The organism is Sphingomonas sp. Leaf9, assembly GCF_001421355.1.
GTDB lineage: Bacteria > Pseudomonadota > Alphaproteobacteria > Sphingomonadales > Sphingomonadaceae > Sphingomonas.
Window position 1 is genome coordinate 66,400 of record NZ_LMKC01000004.1, and the last position, 21,566, is coordinate 87,965.

Genomic DNA, 21,566 nt, shown 5'->3' on the forward strand with positions numbered 1-21,566 from the left:
AGCAAATCCTCCCCGGCACGGGGAGGGGGACCGTCGCCGAAGGCGATGGTGGAGGGGGGACGCCTCACCACGCAACCGTTCCGTATGCGGGACGCCCCCCTCCACCATCCTGCGGATGGTCCCCCTCCCCGCGCAGCGGGGAGGAGCTTTTTACTTCGGGCAGGTCAGCTTTACGTCTGCCGTCGTGCCGAGCGCCACGCGTGCGACGCTGACGGTCAGCGCGCCATCGGTGGTCAGGACGAAGGGCGTGTCGACCTTTGCCATGTTCACATTGCCGCCGAAGCATTTGAGCGGCACGCCCAGCGTCTTCCACTGGCCGACGCCCAGCTGCTCCATCCGGCCGAGCGCGACCTGGCCGCCGCCCGGACCACTGCGCAGCGCCAGCGCGACCGGCTTGGTGGGCGCGGCATCGACGCGCATCGTCGCGGTCAGCATGACGTCGCCATTGGTCTGGCGGGTCAGGTCGACCGGTGACTGGGTGCTGAGCAGGATCTGCGCCGGGCCGGTGCCATCGACGACGAAGCGGCGCGCCCCTTCCTGAACACCATGGTCGGTCGCGGTGACCTTGACCCGGCCGGCACCCGACTGCGCGGGGACGGTGGTAATGCGGGTGTTGCCGCCGGTGCCGGCGCCACCGACCTCCAGCGACCACGCGGTCGCGGGCAGGCCCTTGTCCATGAACACATCGCCGGCATCGACTTCGGCGACCTTCGGGTCTTCCGACAGGGTGGGCACGGTCGTCTTGCTGGCGCCGGTCAGGCCATAGCCCAGCGGGAACTGGGTCGGGCCGGTGGCGTCCGCCGTGGCGGGCCAGGCGAACGACAGCGTGCCCGAAAAGTCGCGCTTTGCCTTGCCGCTGCGATCCTTCAGCAGTGCGTCGGCGACGCCCGCCCCTTCCGATCCGGGCAGCCAGGCGACGACGAACGCGTCGGCGGCGTTGATCGCGGCGTTCACGAACAGCGGCCGACCGGTCAGCATGACGGCGACGACGGGAATGCCCTGCGCCTTCAGCTTCTTCATGGTTTCAATGGGGGCACGCAGTTCGGGGCGCAGCTGCAGCGTCTTGATGTCGCCCTGGAACTCGGCATAGGGCGTTTCGCCGAACACGACGATCGCCGCGTCGGGCTTCGCGCCGGTGAAGCTGCCATCCGCCGACAGCGTGGCCGAACCGCCCGCCGCCTTCGCCGCTGCTTCCAGCCCCTGATAGATCGAGGTCGCGCCGGGGAAATATTTCGGGTCGATCCCCGTCCCCTGCCACGTCAGCGTCCAGCCGCCCGACTGGCGCGCGACGTCGTTCGCACCGTCACCGGCGACCAGCACGCGCGCGCCGGCCTTGATCGGCAGCAGCGAGCCGTTGTTCTTGAGCAGCACCAGCGACTTCGCCACCGCTTCGCGCGCGATGGCGCGGTGCTGCGGGCTGCCGAGCAGGTCGAACTGGCCCGACAGCGGCCGCGACGACGGCTTGCCCGCTTCGAACAGCCCGGCGCGCAGCTTGACGCGCAGGACGTTCGACACCGCGTCGTCGAGGCGGCTCATCGGCACTTCGCCCGACTTCACCTGCTTGACCAGATTTTCCCAGATCGGCTTCCAGCTGTCGGGCGCCATGTACATGTCGAGGCCGGCATTGATCGCGCGCGGGCACGATGCGTTGGTGCAGCCCGCGACCTGGCCATGCGCGTTCCAGTCGCTGACGATGAATCCGCCAAAACTCATGCGCTTCTTCAGCACGTCGGTCATCAGGCCCTTGTGCCCGGTGATCTTTTCGCCGTTCCAGCTCGAAAAGCTGGCCATGACCGTCTGCACGCCGGCGTTGATCGCCGAGACATAGGGCGTGCCGTGAATGTCGCGCAGCTGGGTTTCGGAAATCTTCGCGTCGCCCTGATCCTGCCCGCCGAAGGTGCCGCCGTCCGCGAGGAAATGCTTGGTCGAGGCGAGGACGTAGGGACCCTTCAGCTGGTTGGTCGAGCCGGGCGTGCCCTGCAGCCCTTCGATGAACTGGGTGACGTAGCTGGCAACCAGCTTGGGGTCGGACGAATAACCTTCATAGGCGCGGCCCCAGCGCAGGTCCTGCGGGACGGTGATCGTCGGCGCAAAGGTCCATTCGATGCCGGTCGCGCGGATTTCGGCCGCGGTCGCCTGCGCGATCTTTCGCATCAGGGCCGGGTCGTGCATCGCGCCCAACCCGACATTGTGCGGGAACAGCGTCGCGCCGACGATGTTGCTGTGGCCGTGCACCGCATCGGTGCCCCAGATGACGGGGATGCCGACGCCGCCGCCCGACGTGTCGACCGACGCCGCATAGAATTTGTCGGCGAGCTTCAACCATTCGGCCGCGGGCGCGAATTCGTCGTTGTTCGGGGCCGAGTTGCCACCGTTCAGCACCGAGCCGAGGTGATAGCGCTTCACGTCCTCGGGCGTCAGGCTGGCGATATCGCCCTGCACGACCTGCCCCACCTTTTCCTCCAGCGTCATCCGCTTGAGCAGGTCGGCGATGCGCGCCTCGATCTTGGGATCGGTCTTGTACGGCCAGTTCGCCTGCGGCCAGAGTTCGGGATGGACGGTCGCGGCGGGGGCCGGCGCGGGCACGGTCTGTGCGGCGGCGGGCAGCGCGCCCAGGACCAGGGCGGTGCCCAACAAGAACGTCGTAACCGGTTTCATCGCATCGCTCTCCCCGACGCGGCCCTCGCGACGCGCGTTCCTCTTCACGCTCCGTTCGGCAATTCCGACAGCGTTGTCAACGCTCAAACCGCCCTTTTCGATAGTGATTTTCGGATTGAACCGCCCGGACGGCTGGTCCACGCTGTTGTCCGACAAACCGGCGGCAGGACCGTCGTACAGGGAGATTTGCGTTTTGCCCCCCATCCTTGCGGCCGCTTGCCGGCGATGACCGAGCGCGCGCCCATCCGCCTGTCGGGCACCAACCTCGAACGGGCGGCCGACCATAACCAGCGGGTGACGCTGCATGCGATCCGCGTGTCGGGATCGCTGACGCGGATCGAACTGGCCAACATCACCGGGCTGACCCCGCCGGCGATCGCCAACATCACCCGGCGGCTGCTGGGCGAAGGACTGGTGCTGGAGGCCGGGCAGCGGCGCGGCGGGCGCGGGCAGCCGCCGACGAAGCTGGTGGTGAACCCCGCCGCCTGCTTCGCGATCGGCATCAATATCGACCGCGACCATGTGACGATCGTGCTGGTCGATTTCGCTGGACAGACGCTGGCGCGCGCCACCCGCGAGGTCGATTTCGCGATGCCCGACGACGTGGCGGCCTTCTATCGATCGGCGGTCGACGGGCTGATCGCCGAGGCGGGGATCGAACGGCAGCGCATCGTCGGCATCGGCGTGGCGCGGCCCGACGATCTGGGCACGGTCGACCTGCCCGGCCGGCCGGAGAGCTATACCGCGTGGGAAGCGGTCGACATGGCCGCGCTGTTCGCCCAGCCGATCGACCTGCCGGTATTCGTCGAAAACGACGCCGCCGCCGCCGCGATGGGCGAGCTGCAGCTGGGCCATGGCCAGCATCAGGCCAGTTTCTTCTATGTCCTGATCTCGTCCGCGCTGGGCGGCGGGCTGGTGCTCGACGGCAGCTATTATCGTGGAGCGCAGGGGCGTTCGGGCGAGCTGGGCTTCCTGCTGGGCAGCGACGGCCGGGGCGGGCAGACGCAGATCCAGCATACCGTGTCGCTGTCGGGGCTATCGCACCCGTTGCGCGATGCGGGCTTTACGCTGGCCGACATGCTGGGCGCGCGCGGCGACGATCCCGCGCTGCTGGCGGTGGTCGATGCGTGGATCGACGCATCGGTCGAACGGCTGGTCGAACCACTGGTCGCGATCAACTGCCTCATCAATCCGGCGGCGGTGTTCGTCGGCGGGCGGCTGCCGGGCGCGCATGTCGACACGCTGGCCGAGCGGCTGAACACGCGAATGCAGGCAGTGACCAATGTACCCGCGCTGGCCCCGGTACGGCGCGCGATGCTGGCGGAGGATGCCCCGGCGGTCGGTGCGGCGATCCTGCCGTTCAGCCATTTCCTGCTGCCCAGCGCCACCGCACTGTGGAAGGCGGAGGACGCCGGCTGAAGGTCAGCCGCGCGGCAGCGGCGGGTATGGTGCCAGCGGCATCGCCCCGCCCTTGAACGCGGCGACCAGCGCCAGTTCGAACCGCGCGCCGCAGCCGGTCGCAGAGGAGCGGGGTGGCGCGATCGGATCGGGGGACTGGGCATCGTGGTGCATGGCGTCGCCTTCAGGGCTGGATCGGCCATTATCGTGACGGATGGTTAAATCGCGATTAGCGACAAGGGAGGGACAATGATCGGACGAAACGGCGCCCTGGGCGGCATCCTCGCGGCGGCGACGATGGTCGTCGGCGCACCGGCGGTCGCCGCGCCGCAACCGGCAGCGGCGGTCGAGGCGTTGGTCGACCGGTTCGATGCGGCGCGGGCCGCCTTCGATCCCGCCGCCCTCGCCGCCACGCTGGCGGACGATTATGTCGAGATTTCGCCCGTAGGCACGGTCGATTCCCGTGCGGCGGTGCTGGGCTTCTACACCCCCGACCATCGCAACCCGGTGCCACCGATGCGCCAGGACGAGCGCGTCGTGCGCGTGACCGGTGCCTTTGCATCGATGACCGAACGCAAGCAGCTGACCCTGCCCAATGGCACCGTTCGGGCGATCCGCGTCGGCTATGTCGCGCGCCGGATGGGCGGTGGATGGCGGCTGGTGTCGGCGCAATATACCCCGATCCCGCCGGCACGCTGAGCCTTCCTCCGATCGGCGGTATAATTCCGATTTCAATTTGCCTTTTTCGTCAAATCCTGCGACGCTGCGCGCCTTTCACAAGTAAAAAGGTTTTGGGGGATGAACATGGCTTTCGATCCGGCGGTGCAGGGGACGCATGGCATTTTGCCGATGGCCGGGATCGAACTGGGCGGCACGAAATGCGTCTGCACGCTGGCGCACGGGCCGGGCCGGATCATCGCGCAGGAAACCGTCCCGACCGAGCATCCGTCCGTCACCCTGCCCGCCATCGCCGCGATCCTGCAACGCTGGTGGGACACCGGCGGGTTCGCGGCGCTGGGTATCGCCAGCTTCGGCCCGGTCGACCTCGACCCCGCGTCGCCGACCTGGGGCCATATCCTGGCGACGACCAAGCCCGACTGGCCGATGACCGATGTCGCGGGTCCGCTGTCGCAGGGGTTCGACGTACCGTGCGCGTTCGATACCGACGTCAACGGCGCCGCCTTTGCCGAAATGCTGTGGGGCTGCGCGCAGGGGCTGGACGATTTCGCCTATGTCACGATCGGCACCGGCGTTGGCGTCGGGCTGCTGGTCAACGGCAAGCCGACGCGCGGGATCGGCCATGCCGAGATTGGCCATCTGCGCGTCCCCCGGCTGCGCAGCGACACGCTGCCCAGCGGCTGCCCGTTCCATGACGATTGCGTCGAGGGGCTGGCATCGGGGACGGGGATCAAGGCGGCGCTGGGCGACGTCCATGTCTCAACGCTCGCCGAGGATCATCCGGTGTGGGATCGGGTGGAGGCGGCGATCACCGCCATGTGCCATGCGATGGTGTGCACGACGGGTCCGAAGCGGATCGCGATCGGCGGCGGGGTGATGAACAAGCAGCCGCATCTGCTGGCCCGGATCGAACCGGCGCTGCGCGCCAGCATCAACGGCTATCTGCCGCTGCCGGAGCGCGACTATGTCGTCGCCCCCGCGCTTGGCGATCAGGCGGGGCCGCTGGGGTCGATCGCGCTGGCGCAGGTTGCGCTGGGCGAACGGGTGGTGGCGTAGGCGTCCCGCCGGAGCGTCCGTCACCCCGACCGTGATCCGGGGTGACGGATGGATACGTCCTATCGCTGGAACGACACCCGATTGCCCGCGCCGGCGATGTTGACGCGCGCCTTGCTGCCATCGGGGGTGCGGTAGAAGACGGTATTGCTGGCGCCTTCGATCCGAACCGATGCGCGTGGCGCGAGGTCGATGACGACGCGGTTGCCGGCCCCCTGGATCACCAGCGCGCTGCACCGCCCGGTGATGCGCATGGTGTTGCCGGCACCCTCGACGGTGGCGACCCCGCCGTCGCAGTCCAGTTCCTGCGTCGCCCCCGCCCCCTGCTGGCGGACCTGTGCCGGCAGCGTGGCCGGCAGTGCGAGGGCGGATAACAACAGGACAACGCGAACGACCATGATCTCTCTCCCGTGAACGTCAGGCGGCGAGCCTAACCATGTCGGGGCCGGGAGACCATGGCCGCTGCGACGATCAGTGCAGGCTCTTGGTCGACGCGGCGTTGCGTGGGGCCGTGCGGCCCGCCGCGATGGCGAAAGCGCAGAGCGCTCCGTAGCACAACGCCGGCACGACAAACGCCGCGCCATGCCCGACCGCACCCGACACCAGCCCGACGATCAGCGGAATGACCGCGCCACCAAAGATCGCGGTGCACAGCAGGCCGGAGGTCGCCGCCTCGCTGGCGGTCGAGCGTTCGAGGGTCAGGGTGAAGATCACCGGGAACATGATCGAGTTGAACAGCCCGATGCCGAGCGCCACGAAGCCCGCACCGACCCCGCCGACCAGCGCGACGTACAGGCACATGGCGACGGCGATGCCGGTGAACAGCGCCAGCAGCTTGTGCGCCTTCACCTTCGACAGCAGCACCGACCCGATCGCCCGGCCGATCATCGCGCCCAGCCAGTAGAAGGCGACCGCCTTGCCCGCTTCCTGCAGCGAAACGCCGGGAACCCCGTCGCTGCCCATGGCGAGGCCGAGCAGCGGCACGCCGAACGCCGCGTCCGATGCGCCCCACACGGTATCGCCGTTCAGGAACAGCGCCATCTGCGTGCCGATCGCGACTTCCGCGCCGACATAGATGAAGATCGCGGCGGCCCCCAGGATCGCCCAGCGCGACGAGAAGGCATCGCGCAGCAGGGCGGCGGGCGACGGCGTGTTCGCGGGCGCTTCGGGCACGGCGGCCGACACGACCTTGCGGCTGAGGAAGAAGAACACCGCCAGCGCCGCGATCAGCCCGGCGATCCAGAAATAGGCGCGGTCGATGCCGGCCAGCGCGCCGGCGCGCACCGCCTGCGTCAGCACCGTGCCGTCCTTCACCTCGACGCCCTCAAGGAACAGGCTGGCACCGAGCAGGGGGCCGAGGAACGTGCCGAACGAGTTGAACGTCTGGCTGAGCGTCAGGCGGAAATGGCTGAGCTTCGGATCGCCCAGCGCCGCGGCCAGCGGGTTCGCCGCGACCTGCAGGATGGTGATGCCCGAGGCGAGGATGAACAGGCCGAGCAGCACGATCGGGAAGACCGCGAGGTTCGCCGCGACCAGCATCGTCAGGCAGCCGACGACCATGGTGATGAGCGCGAACAGGATCGAGGGCACTGCCTTCAACCGGCCGAGCAGGATCGCGGCGGGCATCGAGATCAGGCCATAGGCGAGGAAGAACGCCGACGCGGCAAACTGCGCCTCGAAATCACTCAGCGTGAAGATGCCCTTCACCGCCGCGACCAGCGGGTCGATCAGCGAGGTGATAAAGCCCCATGCGAAGAACAATGTCGTGACGGCGGCGAACGCCAGCCCGGTGGTGGCGGAACCCGCCCGTGTCTGTGCCAAAGCGGCCTCCCCTTCTCAGCGCTTGTCGGACTAATTCGACAATTTGCTTGCGATATTGGTCGGTCGCCGAGCGGGGCAGCGTTGTCAAGAAATTGGTAAGGTTTCGCCCGACGTCACCCCAGCCGCGCCACCATCCCCGCCGCCAGCTCCGACAGCGTATCGTCGCGCGCGCCCATCACCACGATGCGATCGCCCGGCCGCGCCTGTTCGACCAAAAACGCCGCCGCATCCGCGCGGTCGGCGATGTGGCGTGCCGGCGCGCCCAGCGCGGTCAGGTCGGCGACGATATCCACGCTGGTCACCTCACGCGTGACCGTGCCGCCGCGATAGACCGGATCGGGCAGCACCAGCAGGTCGTCCGCCGCCAGCCGATCGGCGAACATCGCCACCAGTTCGCGGCGCATGACCTTCAGCGGGCCATAGCCGTGCGGCTGGAACAGCAGCAGCAACCGGCCCGGCGCGCTGCGCAAGGTAGAGATGCTCGCGGCGATCTTGTCGGGGTTGTGGCCGAAATCGTCGATCACGGCGACGCCACCCGCCTGCCCCACCAGTTCGAACCGGCGCTTGAGGCCGGAAAAGCCGGCGATCGCCCGCACCGCATCGGCGATCGGCACGCCGATGGCGGCAACCGCGCCGATCGCGGCAAGGGCGTTGGCGACATTGTGGCGGCCGGGTACGGCAAGCCGCACGTCATGGGTCGCGCCGTCCGCGACCAGTTCGAACCGGCTGGCAAAGGGATCGAGCACCAGCGCGCGGGCGGTGAGGTCGGCAGTGCCCTCGACCGCGAAGGTCGTGCGCTTGTCCGCCGGGATCGTCGCGGCAAGCGCCGCCGCCTCGGCATCGCCGATATTGACGACCACCCGCCCCGCCCGTTCCGCAAAGCCACCAAACAGTGCGCGCAGTTCGTCGAGCGACTTGTGGTCGAGGCTGACATTGTTCAGCACCGCGACGCTCGGGCGATAAAAGGCGATCGACCCGTCGCTCTCGTCGACCTCGCTGACGAACGCATCCCCCTGCCCCACCAGCGCGCTGGCGAAGGGGCGGTTGGGGGCCGCGAAATCCTTCATCACCGCGCCGTTCATCACGGTCGGATCGCGGCCGAGCGTGTGGAGGATATAGCCGATCATCCCGGTCACGGTCGATTTGCCGCTGGTCCCGGCCACCCCGATCGACAGCGGTGCGGCGTTGAACAGCTCGGCCAGCAGCTCGGCGCGGCCCATCCGCTTGGCACCCACCCGTTCGGCAGCGACGATATCGGCGACGGTCGGCTCGATCGCGGCGGAGGCGACGACGATCTGGTCGGCGGACACGATGCCGCTGCCATCCTGGGGGTACAGCGCGATGCCGAGCGTGCGCAGCGCGTCGAACTTGGCGGGCAGGCTCGCCTGATCCAGCGAACGGTCGGAGCCGGCGACGGTCGCGCCGCGTCCGGCAAGGATCATGGCGAGGGGCATCATGCCCGACCCGCCGATCCCGACGAGGAAGAAGGATTTGCCGTACAGCATCGCCCGGCGCTATCGAGCTTGGCCTGAAGTGGCAAGCGGGGTTGCGTGATGCGTATTGGAGTCGTGGCACCGGCGCGGCGGGTGGATGAGGACCAGATGGCCCGGACACAGGGCTATGCCGCGCTCACCTATCCGACGCTCGACCTGGTGGTGCATCCGCAGTGTTTCCTCGACGTCGGGCATTTCGCGGGCACCGACGAACAGCGTGCGGCGGCGTTCCTCGAATTCGCCAATGATCCGGGGTTTGACGCGATCTGGTTCGCGCGCGGCGGATACGGGTCGAACCGCATCCTCGACAGGGTGATGCCGCAGCTCAATCGCGCGGCGGCGGCGAAGAGCTATCTCGGCTTTTCTGACATGGGGTTCCTGCTGGCGGCGCTCTATGCCCGGCGGATCGGGCGGCCGATCCACGGGCCGATGGCGGCGCAGGTCGGCAAGGCCGGCGGCACCAACAGCGCGGCGCGCGCGCTCGCCTGGCTGGTCAATCGCGACCGCACGATGCTGGCGCCCGAGCTGGACGGACGGCCGACCGTCGCGTTCAACCTGGTGATCCTGTGTGCGCTGATCGGTACGCCTTGGCTGCCCGACCTGACCGATCATGTCGTGATCGTCGAGGAAGTGGGCGAGGACCTGTACCGCATCGACCGGCTGTTCTGGCAGCTAAGCGAGGCGACGCAGTTGAAGGGCATCGCCGGCATCCGGCTGGGCGCGGTGACCGACCGCCATCCCGACGATACGGGCTTTGGCGAGACCGAGGACCAGATCGTCGCCAAATGGGCGAAGGCGATGGGCTTGCCCTATCTGGGACGCGCGCATGTCGGCCATTATGCCGATAACATGGTGGTGCCGTTCGGGGTGGCGTGAGGGGTTATTGGCCGGTCAACGCCGCGATGACCGTCTGCGCATCGCGTTGCTGCCAGTAGCGCACGTCGATCCGTTCAAACGCCTCGGCCCGCGCGGTCAACGGATCGTGACCCACCGCGCGCACAAACCGTAGTCCCCAGCGGTCGCCAAAAACCACGCGGTCACGGCCCATTGCGATCGACCAAGTGGTGTGCCCCGCCACGCCGGCGAGGCAACCGCTCGATAGCAACGCACGCGCGACCCCGGTCGCATCTGCATCACGCGGAACGTCGACCACGCAAGCGTGCGGCGCATCGACGTCATCGGCAAGACAGACGCTGTCGCGCGTGATCAGCAACGGCCAGTCCTCGCCGGACCGTGCGGTGGGCAGGACATGGTCGTCCAGATATTCGAGAACGCCATGCTCGTCATACGGCCGACGCTGCAACCGGATCTGCAGTTCCGATCCATCGGGCATCGCGACGAACCAAGATATACCCTCGTCCTGCAGAGAGGCTTCGCAGCGCAGGAAAGTCCAGGTTTCGCCGACCGGATGCAGCAGGCCATCGAGGTCCACAAAGGCCCTGATCACCCGGTGCAGCCGGCCCGGTCGCAGATACTGATAGGCTTTCGGACGGTCACGCTGGCCGAACCATCCGAACACTGCCCTACTCCCCGAACGTCCGCGCCGCCGGGCTGACCGTCACCGCGCCGCCGGCACGCACCTCCTGCACCTCCAGCGCGCGCTCCGCCACGCCATCGCGGCCGAAGCGGAAGGCGCCGTCGAGGCCGGCAAAGCCGTCCTCGGCGCGCAGGCGGCTTTCGGGGAAGTCGCGGCCGATCGTCCAGTCGCGGGCGATGCGCACCGTCAGCAAGACCGAATCATAGCCAAGGCTCGACAGGCGATACGGCGCGGCGTTGAAGCGGGCGCGGTACTTGGTCGCGAACTGGCGATAGAGGCTGTTCGACACGCTGGCATACCACGCACCGTTCAGCGCCGGCATCGATCCCAGCCCGGTTTCGGTATTCCACAGCTCGGTACCGAGTACCTTGGCCGAACGGCTGGTGGACTTGCGGATCGCAGGGACCGCCAGCGCGGCCTGTCCCGCCTGATCGGCGATCAGCACCGCTTCATAGGGCGAGGTCTTCGGCAGCTTGGCGACCGCCGCGCCGATTCCGCCGCGCGCATAGGTCTGGATCGAGACGACCTGTCCGCCCGCCTGCTCCACCGCGCGCAGGAAGCTGGTCGAGGCGCGCTGGCCATAAACGCCGGCAGGCACGAGGCCGGCGAACCGGGTCATGCCGTTGGTGCGGGCATAGCCGACGACGCGATCGATCGACTGCGCCGGGGTATAGCCCAGCAGATAGGCACCGCCCCCGGCGACCGACACGTCGTTCGAATAGCTGATGACCGGCACCTTCGCCGCGCGCGCGATCGGCGCGACCGCGCGCACATCGTCGGCGAGCAGCGGGCCGAGGATCAGCCGGTTGCCCTCCTCGATCGCCCGCTGTGCGGCGGCGGCGGCCCCCAATGCGGTATCATAGGTGGTGATTCGCACCCGTTCGCTGCGCGTGTCGAGCAGGGCGAGCTGCGTCGCATTGGCGATCGAGCGGCCGACGCCGCCATTGGGCCCGCTCAGCGGCACCAGCAGCGCGACGCGGTGGCGCTGCGTATCCTCCGGGATGCCGCCGGTCACCGGGCCGGGCCGGGTCGGCTGCGGACGGGTGGTGGTGGGTGGTGCCTGTTCGACCGGCCCCTTGGGCACGAGCGTCGCGCAACCGGCGAGCAATGCCGCGCCGATCAGCGCCGTGGCGCGCGCGATGTGGTGCCGCCATTGCCGTGGCGCTATCGTGTCTGCCATGGACCTCCCCCTGATGACCGAAAAACTTGCCCCCGGCCTCTACATCGTCGCGACCCCCATCGGCAATCTCGGTGACCTGACTATCCGTGCCGCCGATATTTTATCGCGCGCGGATGTCATCGCCGTCGAGGACAGCCGGGTGACCGCCGGGCTGCTGCGCCATATCGGGGCGAAGCGGCCGATGATCCCGTATCACGACCACAATGCCGAGGGGATGCGCCCCGGCCTGATCGCGCGGATGGGGTCCGAAGCGGTGGCGCTGGTATCCGATGCCGGTACGCCGCTGATTTCCGATCCGGGATACAAGCTGGTGCGCGATGCGCGCGCGGCGGGCCATGCGGTCGTCACCATCCCCGGCCCGTGCGCCGCGATCGCCGCGCTGACGCTGGCGGGGCTGCCGACCGACCGGTTCCTGTTCGCCGGCTTCCTGCCGTCCAAGGCGCATGCCCGCGCCGATGCCATCGCCGAAATTGCGGGCATCCGCGCGACGCTGGTCTTCTACGAAAGCGGGCAGCGACTGTCGGCGACGCTCGCCGCGCTGGCCGAGGGGCTGGGGAATCGCGACTGCGGCGTGGCGCGGGAGATCACGAAGCGGTTCGAGGAATGCGTGACGGGCACGCTGTCGGTACTGGCGGAACGCTATGCCGATGCGCCGCCCAGGGGCGAGATCGTGATCGTCGTCGCGCCCCCCGGCGCGCCGCCACCCGCGACGCAGGACGATGCCGATAGCGCGCTGCGCGAGGCGCTGACCCGATTGCCCGCGTCGAAGGCGGCGGGCGAAGTGGCCAAGGCGCTGGGGCTGGACCGGCGTGAGCTGTACGCGCGGGCGATGGCGATGAAGGGGGAATAGCGGACCCTTCCGCACTCTTCGCGTCACCCCGGACTTGATCCGGGGTCCCGCTTCTTCTCGACCCCCGGCAAGGCAGCGGGACCCCGAGTCAAGCCCGGGGTGACGAAAAAACTTGGATGGATTTACGCCGCGATGTTGCGCAACGCGGTCATCTGCGTCGGCCGGACGGCATGGTTGATCGGCAGGGTATCGCCACAACAGGCGCACTCGGCGATCACGCGCCCGACAAACCATTGCGAGGCACCGCAGGTCGGGCAGCTGTTGCGCCCATGCAGCGCATAAAGGGGTACGCGGGTCGGCATCGATACGGTTCGTTCCACGGCAGTCTCCCTAGACAACAGGGAACGCCACCACCGCATCACGGTTCCGCTACGAAAGGTACCAACGACCGACGAGGACACGAAAGGTTCCAGACTGCAAGCGACGCCCGACCATGCCCACTACCGGTTCGCCGCAGTTCCGGGTCAGGCCGGCGCGCGTTCGTCCAACAAGGTGGGCGCGTCAAGTCCCAGCAGTTCGATATGCGCCCGAATCCGCGGCCAATGCCCGGTCAGGAACCGCTCGCGCTCCGCCGTGCGCAGCCGTTCGACCGCGCCCGGCAGCACGAACATGCCGACGCCGCGCCGCACCTCGACATAGCCATCGTCCTGAAATGTCTGATACGCCTTGGCCACGGTCAGTGGGTTAGCGCCATGTTCGGCGGCAAAGGCGCGTACCGAGGGCAGCTGGTCCCCGGTGCGATATTCGCCGCGCAGGATCGCGGCGGCGATCAACGCACGCAGGCGAAGATATACGGGCGTGTCTTCGTGATCGATCGCTGTCATGCTGACTTAATACAGCAAGCGGCGAAAATGTCCATCTTTCACCCGTCCCATCGCGTACCGATCCGCGCCAGATCGGGACGAGGCCGTTCGTCGAGCGGACGGCCAGGCGAACCGATGAAGACGAAGCCGGCAACGCGCTCGGTCGGGGATCCGAACGCGTCGCGCACCGTATCGCTATACGCCATCCATCCGGTCAGCCAGCTGGCGACATAGCCCATGGCGTGGGCGGCATGCAGCAGGTTCATCGTCGCCGCACCCGCCGACAATTCCTGTTCCCAGCGCGGAATATGGCTGTCGACCGGCGCGGACAGCACGACGATCAGCGCATCGCCTTCGTTGGCGAAGCGATCCGACGCCTCCAGCTGCGCCTCCGTCACCGCCGGGTTTTCCGCCGCCTGCGCCTGCCGCAGCAGCGCCGCGAACGCCTGGCGCTTGTCGGCGGGCACCACGACGAAGCGCCACGGGGCGAGCTTGCCATGGTCGGGCGTGCGCGCGGCGATGGCGATCATCGCGTCGATCGCGGCATCGTCGGGTCCCGGCGCCACCATGTCGCGCGGCTTGCCCGACCGACGCGTCTGGAGGTAGCCGAGCAGCGAGGAGCGGTCGTTGAAGGTCATGGGCGGGGATGTAGGCGTCGCCTTGCCCCACGCCAAGCATCGTCACATTCGCAACAATCCGGCTTGGCATCGCGATTTTCGCCGTTAGGCTCGTTCGATCCGCGCGCACCGCCCGCCAAGGGGCCGGGCGCGCCAGTTTTTTCCGGGGGATGCATCCTTGTTCGGCCTACCCATCATTCCATCGATCGCGGCGGGGTTCCTGATCCTGCTGCTCGTCATGGGCGGCGTCGCCGCTGCCAGTAAGGGCGACGAATTCGCCGGCCATCCCAAGGGGCTGTACGTCCTGTTCTTTGCCGAGATGTGGGAGCGTTTCTCCTATTACGGCATGCGCGCGCTGCTGATCTTTTATCTCACCAAGCACTGGCTGTTCGGCGACGGTGAATCCAACCTGATCTACGGCGCGTATACGTCGCTGGTGTACATCACGCCCGTCCTCGGCGGCTATCTCGCCGACCGCTATCTGGGGCAGCGCAAGGCGGTGCTGTTCGGCGCGGTGATCCTGACCATCGGCCACCTGCTGATGGCGTTCGAGGGGCAGACCGGCATCACCGACCCCCTCGTCAAACAGGCCGATCCCGCGATCAACATCTTCTGGGCGGCGCTGGCGTGCATCATCGTCGGGTCGGGCTTCCTGAAGGCCAACATCTCGGTGATCGTCGGGCAGCTCTACAGCCGCACCGACCTGCGTCGCGACGGTGCCTACACCATCTTCTATGTCGGGATTAACGTCGGCGCGGCGCTGGGCGTGATCTTTGCCGGTTTCCTCGGGGAAACCTATGGCTGGGCGTACGGCTTCGGCGCGGCGGGGATCGGCATGCTGCTGGGCCTGGTCGTGTTCGTGCTGGGCAAGCCGCTGCTGAAGGGCCAGGGCGAGGCCCCGCGTCCGCTGTCGAAGGCGACCGAATGGGGGCTGTACGGCCTTGGCGTCGCGTCGATCGGTGTCATCTGGGCGCTGATCCAGTATCAGTCGGTGATCGAGACGCTGCTCATCATCTCGGGCGTCGCACTGCTCGCCTATGTCCTGTTCGAATCGTTCAAACTGCCCAAGCAACCGCGCGAACGCATGTTCGCCATCCTGTTCCTCATCGCGCTGAATCCGGTCTTCTGGGGCCTGTTCGAACAGGCGGGTGGGTCGCTGAACCTCTACACCGACCGCTTCGTCGATCGCGGCGGCGTGCCCGCATCGCTGTTCCAGTCGATCAACGCGATCTACATCGTGCTGCTCGGCCCGATCTTTGCGGCCTTGTGGGTGGCGCTCGCCAAGCGCAATCTCGAACCCTCGGCCCCGGCCAAGTTCGCGCTGGCGCTGTTGCAGGTCGGCTTCTCGTTCCTAGTGTTCGTGTGGGGCGCCAAGACCGTCGGCCCGGAAATCGCGACGCCGGTGCTGTTCGTGTTCCTGATCTATTTCTTCCAGACCACCGGCGAACTGTGCCTGTCGCCGGTCGGCCTGTCGGCGATGAACCGGCTGGCGCCCAAGCACCTCGCCTCGCTCATCATGGGCGCATGGTTCTACATGACGGCGGTCGGCAATTTCGTGGCGGGCAAGATCGGCGAGGCGACCGGCGGCCATGACGGCGAAATGACCAAGGAAGGCACGCTGTCGGTCTATAACAGCATCGGGTGGTGGACGATCGGCATCGGCGTCGTCGTGCTGCTGCTCTCCCCGATCGTGAAGCGGTGGATGCACCTCGACACGCTGGCCGACGAAACCGACCACAGCCTGGCGGGCCAGGCCGAAATCGGCGAGCCCAAGGCCGCGGGCGTCGATGTGTGGAAGGAAGAGAAGTAATCTTCCCGCACGACCGGGCGGTGATCACCACCCGGTCGTGCAAATTTTGTTGCATGTCCCGAAAACCACGGTATTCCGCCGGTCTTCCCTTCGGGGGCGCTTAGCTCAGTTGGTAGAGCATCTCGTTTACACCGAGAGGGTCGGCGGTTCGAGCCCGTCAGCGCCCACCACCGCGCAGCGCAGGATGTGCTGCAAGCAGCACAAACCATGCGCCAGCGCGGCCAGCGGGTCGAAGCTCACGCCATAAGGCGTGGCTTCGCCACGACTGACGGCGTGGGCGGGCGCGATCTCCGCCATATCCTACGTTACGACCCACGCGGCGCACGACCCGCCAATTAATGGGGAGACCCCGGCCTTAGGTGGGGCGACGTATGCGGCGGGGGCTACATCAGCCTGAGTCTGGCTACCTGCCCGCCGCGTCTACCGCCACACGCCCCCCGTGTCCCTACGCCCAGCCCAGCCCAGCTTTCGCCACCGCCTGCCCATAGCCTTCCAGCCCCGCCACTGCGCGCGCGGTAAGGGTGACGAAGGCGCGGCGGCGGTCGTTCGGGTCTTCGCGGCGCATCAGCAGCCCGGCATCGGTCATCGCGGTGATCCAGCGCAGCGCCGTGGTCGGCGGCACGGCGGAGGCGATGCACAGGCTCGATACCGAGACGGTCAGCCCCTCCAGCCGCGCGGCGAACAGGTCGAGCAGCATGTCCCATGCCGGGTCGGCGAACAGGCCGTCGGCGAAATACTGGTCGCGCAGCCGGCGCGCGCGGATCGCGCCGCGCACGGTGGCGGCGGTGATCTCGACCGGGATGCTGTCCTCCGCCAGCGGGGCCACGAAATCCGATCCCCGGTCGCGCACGCCGTCGCCACCCGTACCGTCGCGGCCGAGCTTCAGCAGTGCCTCGGCGACACGGACGATCTCGGCATTCAGCCGTCGCAATCGTTCGGCATCGCGCTCGGCAGCGTGCAGGCCGCCGCTGGCGCCGGCGCCGAGCGCAATGGCGGCGACGCGTTCCTCGGGGCCCGCAGCGCACAACAAGGTCGCCGGGCCACCGAGCAGATGCAGCGACACGAGGTCGAGCGCGTCGAGCGGGAAGCTGACCACGATCTGCGCCCGGTCCCGCTGCGCCCGCCGGGCGAGCACGGGCAGCGCATCGTCGAGCGCGGCCAGCACCACGCCCGCGGCTTCGATGAGCAACAGGTCGGCATGCGGCAAGGCGTCGAGCGCATCGGCAATTCCGGCAAAACCGATCGTGTCACCGATGGTCACCCCGGCCGCGCGGGCCGCGACCGCCGCATCGTCCGCCGCAATTCGATCATCCGCGACGATGATCGCCCGCCGCACCGACTGCCCGCCAAACCCAACGAAATCCGTCAATCCGTCCCCCTGTCACGACCGTATACCGGCGCGATAGGACGGTTGCGGCGGGTTGGCGAGCCTTTCGGCAGCGCCCGGCGCAGGAGTGGCCCCGGCTGCCCCATCGTCATGCCCGCGCCGCGACGATGATCCGGCCGGGTCCGGTCCCGCGCTACTCCATCGACTTGACGATCTCCTCGACCATCTTCTTGGCATCGGCCAGCAGCATCATGGTGTTGTCGCGGTAGAAGACCTCGTTATCTACCCCGGCATAGCCGACGCCGCCCATCGACCGTTTGATGAACAGCACGGTCTTGGCCTTTTCGACGTCGAGCACCGGCATGCCGTAGATGGGGGAGGTCTTGTCGGTCTTGGCCGCCGGATTGGTCACGTCGTTGGCACCGATGACGAAGGCGACATCGGTCTGCGCGAATTCGGAATTGATATCCTCCAGCTCGAACACGTCGTCATAGGGCACGTTCGCTTCGGCCAGCAGCACGTTCATATGCCCCGGCATCCGCCCCGCGACCGGGTGGATGGCATATTTCACGCGGACGCCATGCGCCTTCAGCTTGTCGCCCATTTCCCTGAGCGCGTGCTGCGCCTGCGCCACCGCCATGCCGTATCCGGGGACGATGATGACCTGTTCGGCCTGTTGCATCAGGAAGGCGGCATCCTCGGCCGAACCGCGCTTCCACGGCCGGTCGATCGCCGCCGCCCCGCCCCCGCCACTGTCGGTCGCGCCGAAGCCGCCGGCGATCACGCTGATGAAGCTGCGGTTCATCGCGCGGCACATGATGTAGCTGAGGATCGCGCCCGACGACCCGACCAGCGCGCCGGTGACGATCATCGCGGTGTTGCCGAGCGTGAAGCCCATCGCCGCCGCTGCCCAGCCTGAATAGCTGTTGAGCATCGACACGACGACCGGCATGTCCGCCCCGCCGATCGGGATGATGAGCAGGAAGCCGATCGCGAACGACAGCACGACGATCGCCCAGAACGGCCAGGCGTCCTGCGTATGCGCGAACTGCGCGACCAGCAGCAGGATCGCGGCCAGCACGCCCAGGTTGATAACATGTCGGCCGGGCAGCAGGATCGGCTTGCCCGACATGGAGCCATTGAGTTTCAGGAAGGCGATGACCGATCCGGAAAAGGTGATCGCACCGATCGCGACGCCCAGGCCCATTTCGACCTTGCTGACGGGGTTGATGACCGCGAACGGCTGTCCGATCATCGGGATCACCATCGATGCGATGCCGAACGCCTGCGGGTTCAGGTACGCGGCAATGCCGACCAGTACGGCGGCGAGGCCGACAAGGCTGTGGAACGCGGCGACCAGCTGCGGCATCGCGGTCATCGCGATCCGCTTGGCGGTGGTCAGGCCGATAACCGCGCCGATCGCGATGGCGATCAGGATTTCGGCGAAGGTGATGCTGTCGATGCGAGTGAACTGCGTCCAGATGTCATAATCGGCGGTCTGTTCGACGACCGTCACTTCCATCAGTGGCAGGTGCGTGAAGATCGTGGTCAGCACCGCGATCCCCATGCCGACCATGCCGAGGCGATTGCCCCGCCGGCTGGTCGCGGGCGACGACAGCCCCCGCAGCGCGAGGATGAAGCACACCCCCGCCACCAGATAGGCGAAGGCGACCCATGGATTGACCGGAGCAGCTTCGTGCATCGCCCTCACCCCTTCTTCTTGTACATGGCGAGCATGCGTTCGGTGACGGCGAACCCGCCGAAGATGTTGATGCTGGCCAGCACCACGCCCAGCAGCCCGAGCCACTTGGCCCCCGGCACCCCGGCGGCGGCAGCGGCGATCAGCGCGCCGACGATGATGACCGAGGAGATGGCGTTGGTCACCGCCATCAACGGCGTGTGCAGCGCCGGCGTCACCGACCAGACGACATAATAGCCGACGAAGCAGGCGAGGACGAAGATCGACAGGATCGAGAGGAAGTCCATCGGCTACTCCGCTGGATGAAGGACGTTCAGGTCCTCCCCGGCACGGGGAGGGGGACCAGCCGCAGGCTGGTGGAGGGGGGTGGCCACAAGCGCTGCGATCGCGTCGGCCACCGCATCGACGTCTGCGATGACACGTTGGGCGGCGATGCGAACGATGCGGTAGCCCTGTTCGTGCAGGAATCGCAGGCGGGTTTCGTCACGCCTTGGACGATCTGCGCGATCGTGCGCCTCGCCGTCGATCTCGATAATTAGGCGCGCTTCCCGACAATAAAAGTCGACGACATACGGCCCGATTGGATGCTGGCGGCGAAATTTTGCACCTGCCGCTCCGGCGCGTAGCTGCTGCCATAGCATCGCTTCTGGTGGTGACAGGTCGCGGCGCAGGCGGCGGGCCATGGCCGTTTCGGGCCGTAGCTTGCGTGGAAGCCCCCCTCCACCGGCTACGCCGGTCCCCCTCCCCGTACCGGGGAGGATATGCACAGCCCCTCCACCACGCTGCGCGTGGTCCTCCTCCCCATGCGCCGCATGGGGAGGAACTGAAGGAGCCCCTTCCCTCACCGTTTCGCCAGCACCTGTTCGGCCAGCAACCGCTGGATCGCGGCCGGGTCGGCGTTGCGGCTGACCTTCAGCACCATTGGTGTCGCCTGTCCGGTGACCCAGAGGTGCAGATCGCTGTCGAGGTCGAAGGTGCCCGCGCTTTCGACCGAAAAGCTGGTGATCGAGCGATACGGCGCGCTGCGAAACGCGATCTTGGAGCCGGTGATCCCCTGCACGTCGACCAGCACGAAGCGCAGGTTGGTCAGGAACGCGGTATCGCGGAGTGACCGGAACGCCGCCAGCACCTGTTCCCCGTCGATCAGGGCGTGGCCGTATTTTTCGTGGATTTCGGCCGGATCGACCTCGTGGCTGCTGAACAGGCCCATATTTCGTCTCCCTCGTATCAGGCGGTCAGGCGCGGGTTCACCACTTGCCCGTTCTGCGTCAGGCGGATCGCCTGCGTCACTTCGTCGTCGGCGGGCAGGACCGGGCGCCCGGCGTCCTTGTCCCAATAGGCCGACAGGAAATTGAACAGGTTGCGCGCGAACAGCGCCGATGCGTCGGCGGCAAGACGGCCGGGCACGTTGCGATGGCCGACGATCTTCACGCTGTGCCGTTCGACCACATCGCCCGCGACCGCGCCCTCGACATTGCCGCCCTGTTCGACCGCGAGGTCGACGATGACGCTGCCCGGTCGCATCGAGGCGACCTGTGCGTCGCTGACCAAGCGCGGCGCGGGCTTGCCCGGAATCAGCGCGGTGGTGATGACGATATCCTGTTTGGCGATATGCGCGGAGACCAGTTCGGCCTGGGCCGCCTGATATTCGGCGCTCATTTCGCCGGCATAGCCGCCCGCGCCCTCGCCCTCGATCCCCGCCACTTTTTCGACGAAGATCGGTTTCGCGCCGAGCGACTGGATCTGTTCCTTCGTCGCCGATCGCACGTCGGTCGCGCTGACCTGCGCGCCCAGCCGGCGCGCGGTCGCGATCGCCTGCAGCCCGGCGACGCCGACGCCCATCACGAACACGCGCGCCGCGCTGATCGTGCCGGCCGCCGTCATCATCATCGGGAAGGCGCGGCCATATTCGGCCGCCGCGTCCAGCACCGCCTTGTACCCCGCCAGGTTCGCCTGCGACGACAATATGTCCATCGACTGGGCGCGGGTGATGCGCGGCATCCATTCCATCGCCAGCGCCTCGACCCCCAGCGCCGCATAGGCGTCGATCCGCGCGCGGTCGCCGAACGGGTTGAGTGCCCCCACCAGCCACGCGCCCTGCTTTGCCCCGGCCAGGCTGTCGGGCACAGGCGCCGCGACGCCCAGCAAGATATCGGCATCGGCCAGCACCTGCGCACGCGTGCCGATCGTCGCTCCGGCGGCGGCATAGGCGGTATCGTCGATCGACGCGCCGGCGCCCGCCCCCGCCTCGACGGCGACCTCGGCCCCCAGGCTGATCAGCTTCTTGACCGTTTCGGGCGTCGCGGCGACCCGGCGTTCGCCGGCGGCCTGTTCGGCGAGCAGCGCGACCTTCACGTCAGGCAGCGATCAGATAGATGACCAGTGCGGCGAGCGCGGCGCAGACCACCGCGCCCCAGGTGAACCAGCGCAGGAAGCTGGTGTAGGTCCCGGCATGGGCGGGCGTGCGGCCTTCGACTGCCATTCGATCTCCCCTCGATCGTTTTTCTTGGGGGCAAGCGTAGCGCGCCGCCGCCGACCCGCCAACCCTGCTTGCGACATCGTGATCGTTACGGCCGCGCAAATATCGATCCTGCTGCCGGCTTAAGCCGAATTTTACGAACGATAGCGCATGGTTGCACCGT

The 21,566-nt window shown here is 67.7% G+C and carries 23 protein-coding genes and 1 tRNA gene; 7 read left to right on the plus strand and 17 right to left on the minus strand.

Annotated elements, in window-relative coordinates:
- Positions 1-150 precede the first annotated feature (150 nt).
- Positions 151-2,658 carry a glycoside hydrolase family 3 protein gene (locus tag ASE58_RS11275; RefSeq protein WP_055822296.1) on the minus strand — a complete coding sequence of 836 codons (2,508 nt, stop codon included), beginning with the start codon at positions 2,656-2,658 and terminating at the stop codon, positions 151-153.
- A 225-nt stretch (positions 2,659-2,883) separates the two neighbouring features.
- Between ASE58_RS11275 and ASE58_RS11280 the strand changes: the two genes are divergently transcribed.
- On the plus strand, positions 2,884-4,077 hold the full coding sequence (locus ASE58_RS11280) for an ROK family transcriptional regulator (RefSeq protein ID WP_055821292.1): 1,194 nt from the start codon (positions 2,884-2,886) through the stop codon (positions 4,075-4,077).
- A gap of 3 nt (positions 4,078-4,080) precedes the next feature.
- On the opposite strand, the gene ASE58_RS17945 is transcribed toward ASE58_RS11280, so the two are convergent.
- Positions 4,081-4,230 carry a hypothetical protein gene (locus tag ASE58_RS17945; protein WP_156347716.1) on the minus strand — a complete coding sequence of 50 codons (150 nt, stop codon included), beginning with the start codon at positions 4,228-4,230 and terminating at the stop codon, positions 4,081-4,083.
- Positions 4,231-4,305: 75 nt separating this feature from the next.
- Between ASE58_RS17945 and ASE58_RS11285 the strand changes: the two genes are divergently transcribed.
- Together ASE58_RS11285 and ASE58_RS11290 are read left to right on the plus strand one after the other, a co-directional pair.
- Positions 4,306-4,755 carry a DUF4440 domain-containing protein gene (locus tag ASE58_RS11285; RefSeq protein WP_055821295.1) on the plus strand — a complete coding sequence of 150 codons (450 nt, stop codon included), beginning with the start codon at positions 4,306-4,308 and terminating at the stop codon, positions 4,753-4,755.
- A 99-nt stretch (positions 4,756-4,854) separates the two neighbouring features.
- Complete coding sequence (locus ASE58_RS11290) at positions 4,855-5,790, plus strand: ROK family protein (RefSeq protein WP_235513600.1); 936 nt, start codon at positions 4,855-4,857, stop codon at positions 5,788-5,790.
- A gap of 59 nt (positions 5,791-5,849) precedes the next feature.
- Here ASE58_RS11290 and ASE58_RS18145 read toward each other — a convergent pair whose 3' ends face one another.
- From ASE58_RS18145 to ASE58_RS11305, 3 genes are all read right to left on the minus strand, one after another.
- Complete coding sequence (locus ASE58_RS18145) at positions 5,850-6,185, minus strand: DUF3060 domain-containing protein (protein ID WP_055821298.1); 336 nt, start codon at positions 6,183-6,185, stop codon at positions 5,850-5,852.
- Positions 6,186-6,258: 73 nt separating this feature from the next.
- The gene (locus tag ASE58_RS11300; RefSeq protein WP_055821301.1) at positions 6,259-7,608 is read right to left on the minus strand and encodes an MFS transporter; all 1,350 of its coding nucleotides are present in this window, start codon (positions 7,606-7,608) and stop codon (positions 6,259-6,261) included.
- Positions 7,609-7,721: 113 nt separating this feature from the next.
- Positions 7,722-9,113, minus strand: coding sequence for a glutamate ligase domain-containing protein (locus tag ASE58_RS11305; RefSeq protein WP_055821304.1), 1,392 nt, complete (start codon positions 9,111-9,113; stop codon positions 7,722-7,724).
- A 48-nt stretch (positions 9,114-9,161) separates the two neighbouring features.
- Here ASE58_RS11305 and ASE58_RS11310 point away from each other — a divergent pair, with 48 nt between their 5' ends.
- A complete protein-coding gene (locus ASE58_RS11310; protein WP_055821308.1) occupies positions 9,162-9,977 on the plus strand; it encodes an LD-carboxypeptidase in 816 nt (271 codons plus the stop codon).
- 4 nt (positions 9,978-9,981) lie between these two features.
- On the opposite strand, the gene ASE58_RS11315 is transcribed toward ASE58_RS11310, so the two are convergent.
- Together ASE58_RS11315 and ASE58_RS11320 are read right to left on the minus strand one after the other, a co-directional pair.
- On the minus strand, positions 9,982-10,620 hold the full coding sequence (locus ASE58_RS11315) for a DUF3601 domain-containing protein (RefSeq protein WP_055821311.1): 639 nt from the start codon (positions 10,618-10,620) through the stop codon (positions 9,982-9,984).
- Positions 10,621-10,624: 4 nt separating this feature from the next.
- The gene (locus tag ASE58_RS11320; RefSeq protein WP_055757850.1) at positions 10,625-11,818 is read right to left on the minus strand and encodes a penicillin-binding protein activator; all 1,194 of its coding nucleotides are present in this window, start codon (positions 11,816-11,818) and stop codon (positions 10,625-10,627) included.
- 13 nt (positions 11,819-11,831) lie between these two features.
- On the opposite strand from ASE58_RS11320, the gene rsmI reads away from it, so the two are divergent.
- The gene (gene rsmI / locus ASE58_RS11325) at positions 11,832-12,668 is read left to right on the plus strand and encodes a 16S rRNA (cytidine(1402)-2'-O)-methyltransferase (protein WP_055822302.1); all 837 of its coding nucleotides are present in this window, start codon (positions 11,832-11,834) and stop codon (positions 12,666-12,668) included.
- Positions 12,669-12,790: 122 nt separating this feature from the next.
- Here the strand turns inward: rsmI and ASE58_RS11330 are convergent, their stop codons facing one another.
- From ASE58_RS11330 to ASE58_RS11340, 3 genes are all read right to left on the minus strand, one after another.
- Positions 12,791-12,988: a hypothetical protein gene (locus tag ASE58_RS11330; RefSeq protein WP_156347717.1), complete on the minus strand. Its 198-nt coding sequence runs from the start codon at positions 12,986-12,988 to the stop codon at positions 12,791-12,793.
- A gap of 144 nt (positions 12,989-13,132) precedes the next feature.
- Positions 13,133-13,492, minus strand: a complete 360-nt coding sequence (locus tag ASE58_RS11335; RefSeq protein WP_055821313.1) for a GntR family transcriptional regulator — start codon at positions 13,490-13,492, stop codon at positions 13,133-13,135.
- Between the two features lie 38 nt (positions 13,493-13,530).
- A complete protein-coding gene (locus ASE58_RS11340; RefSeq protein WP_055821315.1) occupies positions 13,531-14,109 on the minus strand; it encodes a nitroreductase family protein in 579 nt (192 codons plus the stop codon).
- A gap of 217 nt (positions 14,110-14,326) precedes the next feature.
- On the opposite strand from ASE58_RS11340, the gene ASE58_RS11345 reads away from it, so the two are divergent.
- Positions 14,327-15,898 carry a peptide MFS transporter gene (locus ASE58_RS11345; RefSeq protein WP_082457022.1) on the plus strand — a complete coding sequence of 524 codons (1,572 nt, stop codon included), beginning with the start codon at positions 14,327-14,329 and terminating at the stop codon, positions 15,896-15,898.
- A gap of 94 nt (positions 15,899-15,992) precedes the next feature.
- Positions 15,993-16,068 (plus strand) — tRNA-Val (locus ASE58_RS11350).
- 275 nt (positions 16,069-16,343) lie between these two features.
- Here ASE58_RS11350 and ASE58_RS11355 read toward each other — a convergent pair.
- The 7 genes from ASE58_RS11355 to ASE58_RS17560 form a co-directional block, all read right to left on the minus strand.
- Positions 16,344-17,267: a winged helix DNA-binding protein gene (locus ASE58_RS11355; protein ID WP_055894772.1), complete on the minus strand. Its 924-nt coding sequence runs from the start codon at positions 17,265-17,267 to the stop codon at positions 16,344-16,346.
- Between the two features lie 151 nt (positions 17,268-17,418).
- Positions 17,419-18,927, minus strand: coding sequence for an NAD(P)(+) transhydrogenase (Re/Si-specific) subunit beta (locus ASE58_RS11360; protein WP_055821319.1), 1,509 nt, complete (start codon positions 18,925-18,927; stop codon positions 17,419-17,421).
- A gap of 5 nt (positions 18,928-18,932) precedes the next feature.
- On the minus strand, positions 18,933-19,211 hold the full coding sequence (locus ASE58_RS11365; protein ID WP_055757824.1) for an NAD(P) transhydrogenase subunit alpha: 279 nt from the start codon (positions 19,209-19,211) through the stop codon (positions 18,933-18,935).
- A gap of 3 nt (positions 19,212-19,214) precedes the next feature.
- On the minus strand, positions 19,215-19,607 hold the full coding sequence (locus ASE58_RS17555) for an endonuclease domain-containing protein (RefSeq protein ID WP_082467985.1): 393 nt from the start codon (positions 19,605-19,607) through the stop codon (positions 19,215-19,217).
- A gap of 158 nt (positions 19,608-19,765) precedes the next feature.
- Positions 19,766-20,134: a PH domain-containing protein gene (locus tag ASE58_RS11375; protein WP_055821325.1), complete on the minus strand. Its 369-nt coding sequence runs from the start codon at positions 20,132-20,134 to the stop codon at positions 19,766-19,768.
- Between the two features lie 17 nt (positions 20,135-20,151).
- Complete coding sequence (locus tag ASE58_RS11380) at positions 20,152-21,279, minus strand: Re/Si-specific NAD(P)(+) transhydrogenase subunit alpha (RefSeq protein WP_055821327.1); 1,128 nt, start codon at positions 21,277-21,279, stop codon at positions 20,152-20,154.
- A 1-nt stretch (position 21,280) separates the two neighbouring features.
- Positions 21,281-21,406 (minus strand): aa3-type cytochrome c oxidase subunit IV, encoded by a 126-nt coding sequence (locus tag ASE58_RS17560; protein ID WP_082456971.1) that lies wholly within the window; start codon positions 21,404-21,406, stop codon positions 21,281-21,283.
- Positions 21,407-21,566 lie beyond the last annotated feature (160 nt).

What these genes read in the sequence shown, in the direction of transcription:
- ASE58_RS11310 (WP_055821308.1), top strand. Translation starts at nt 9,162, where the DNA reads ATGCGTATTGGAGTCGTGGCACCGGCGCGGCGGGTGGATGAGGACCAG.
- ASE58_RS17555 (WP_082467985.1), bottom strand. Translation starts at nt 19,607, where the DNA reads ATGGCCCGCCGCCTGCGCCGCGACCTGTCACCACCAGAAGCGATGCTA.
- ASE58_RS11345 (WP_082457022.1), top strand. Translation starts at nt 14,327, where the DNA reads ATGGGCGGCGTCGCCGCTGCCAGTAAGGGCGACGAATTCGCCGGCCAT.
- ASE58_RS11290 (WP_235513600.1), top strand. Translation starts at nt 4,855, where the DNA reads ATGAACATGGCTTTCGATCCGGCGGTGCAGGGGACGCATGGCATTTTG.
- ASE58_RS11280 (WP_055821292.1), top strand. Translation starts at nt 2,884, where the DNA reads ATGACCGAGCGCGCGCCCATCCGCCTGTCGGGCACCAACCTCGAACGG.
- ASE58_RS17945 (WP_156347716.1), bottom strand. Translation starts at nt 4,230, where the DNA reads ATGCACCACGATGCCCAGTCCCCCGATCCGATCGCGCCACCCCGCTCC.
- ASE58_RS11305 (WP_055821304.1), bottom strand. Translation starts at nt 9,113, where the DNA reads ATGCTGTACGGCAAATCCTTCTTCCTCGTCGGGATCGGCGGGTCGGGC.
- ASE58_RS11320 (WP_055757850.1), bottom strand. Translation starts at nt 11,818, where the DNA reads ATGGCAGACACGATAGCGCCACGGCAATGGCGGCACCACATCGCGCGC.
- ASE58_RS11275 (WP_055822296.1), bottom strand. Translation starts at nt 2,658, where the DNA reads ATGAAACCGGTTACGACGTTCTTGTTGGGCACCGCCCTGGTCCTGGGC.
- ASE58_RS17560 (WP_082456971.1), bottom strand. Translation starts at nt 21,406, where the DNA reads ATGGCAGTCGAAGGCCGCACGCCCGCCCATGCCGGGACCTACACCAGC.
- ASE58_RS11365 (WP_055757824.1), bottom strand. Translation starts at nt 19,211, where the DNA reads ATGGACTTCCTCTCGATCCTGTCGATCTTCGTCCTCGCCTGCTTCGTC.
- ASE58_RS18145 (WP_055821298.1), bottom strand. Translation starts at nt 6,185, where the DNA reads ATGGTCGTTCGCGTTGTCCTGTTGTTATCCGCCCTCGCACTGCCGGCC.
- ASE58_RS11375 (WP_055821325.1), bottom strand. Translation starts at nt 20,134, where the DNA reads ATGGGCCTGTTCAGCAGCCACGAGGTCGATCCGGCCGAAATCCACGAA.
- ASE58_RS11335 (WP_055821313.1), bottom strand. Translation starts at nt 13,492, where the DNA reads ATGACAGCGATCGATCACGAAGACACGCCCGTATATCTTCGCCTGCGT.
- ASE58_RS11360 (WP_055821319.1), bottom strand. Translation starts at nt 18,927, where the DNA reads ATGCACGAAGCTGCTCCGGTCAATCCATGGGTCGCCTTCGCCTATCTG.
- ASE58_RS11340 (WP_055821315.1), bottom strand. Translation starts at nt 14,109, where the DNA reads ATGACCTTCAACGACCGCTCCTCGCTGCTCGGCTACCTCCAGACGCGT.
- ASE58_RS11285 (WP_055821295.1), top strand. Translation starts at nt 4,306, where the DNA reads ATGATCGGACGAAACGGCGCCCTGGGCGGCATCCTCGCGGCGGCGACG.
- rsmI (WP_055822302.1), top strand. Translation starts at nt 11,832, where the DNA reads ATGACCGAAAAACTTGCCCCCGGCCTCTACATCGTCGCGACCCCCATC.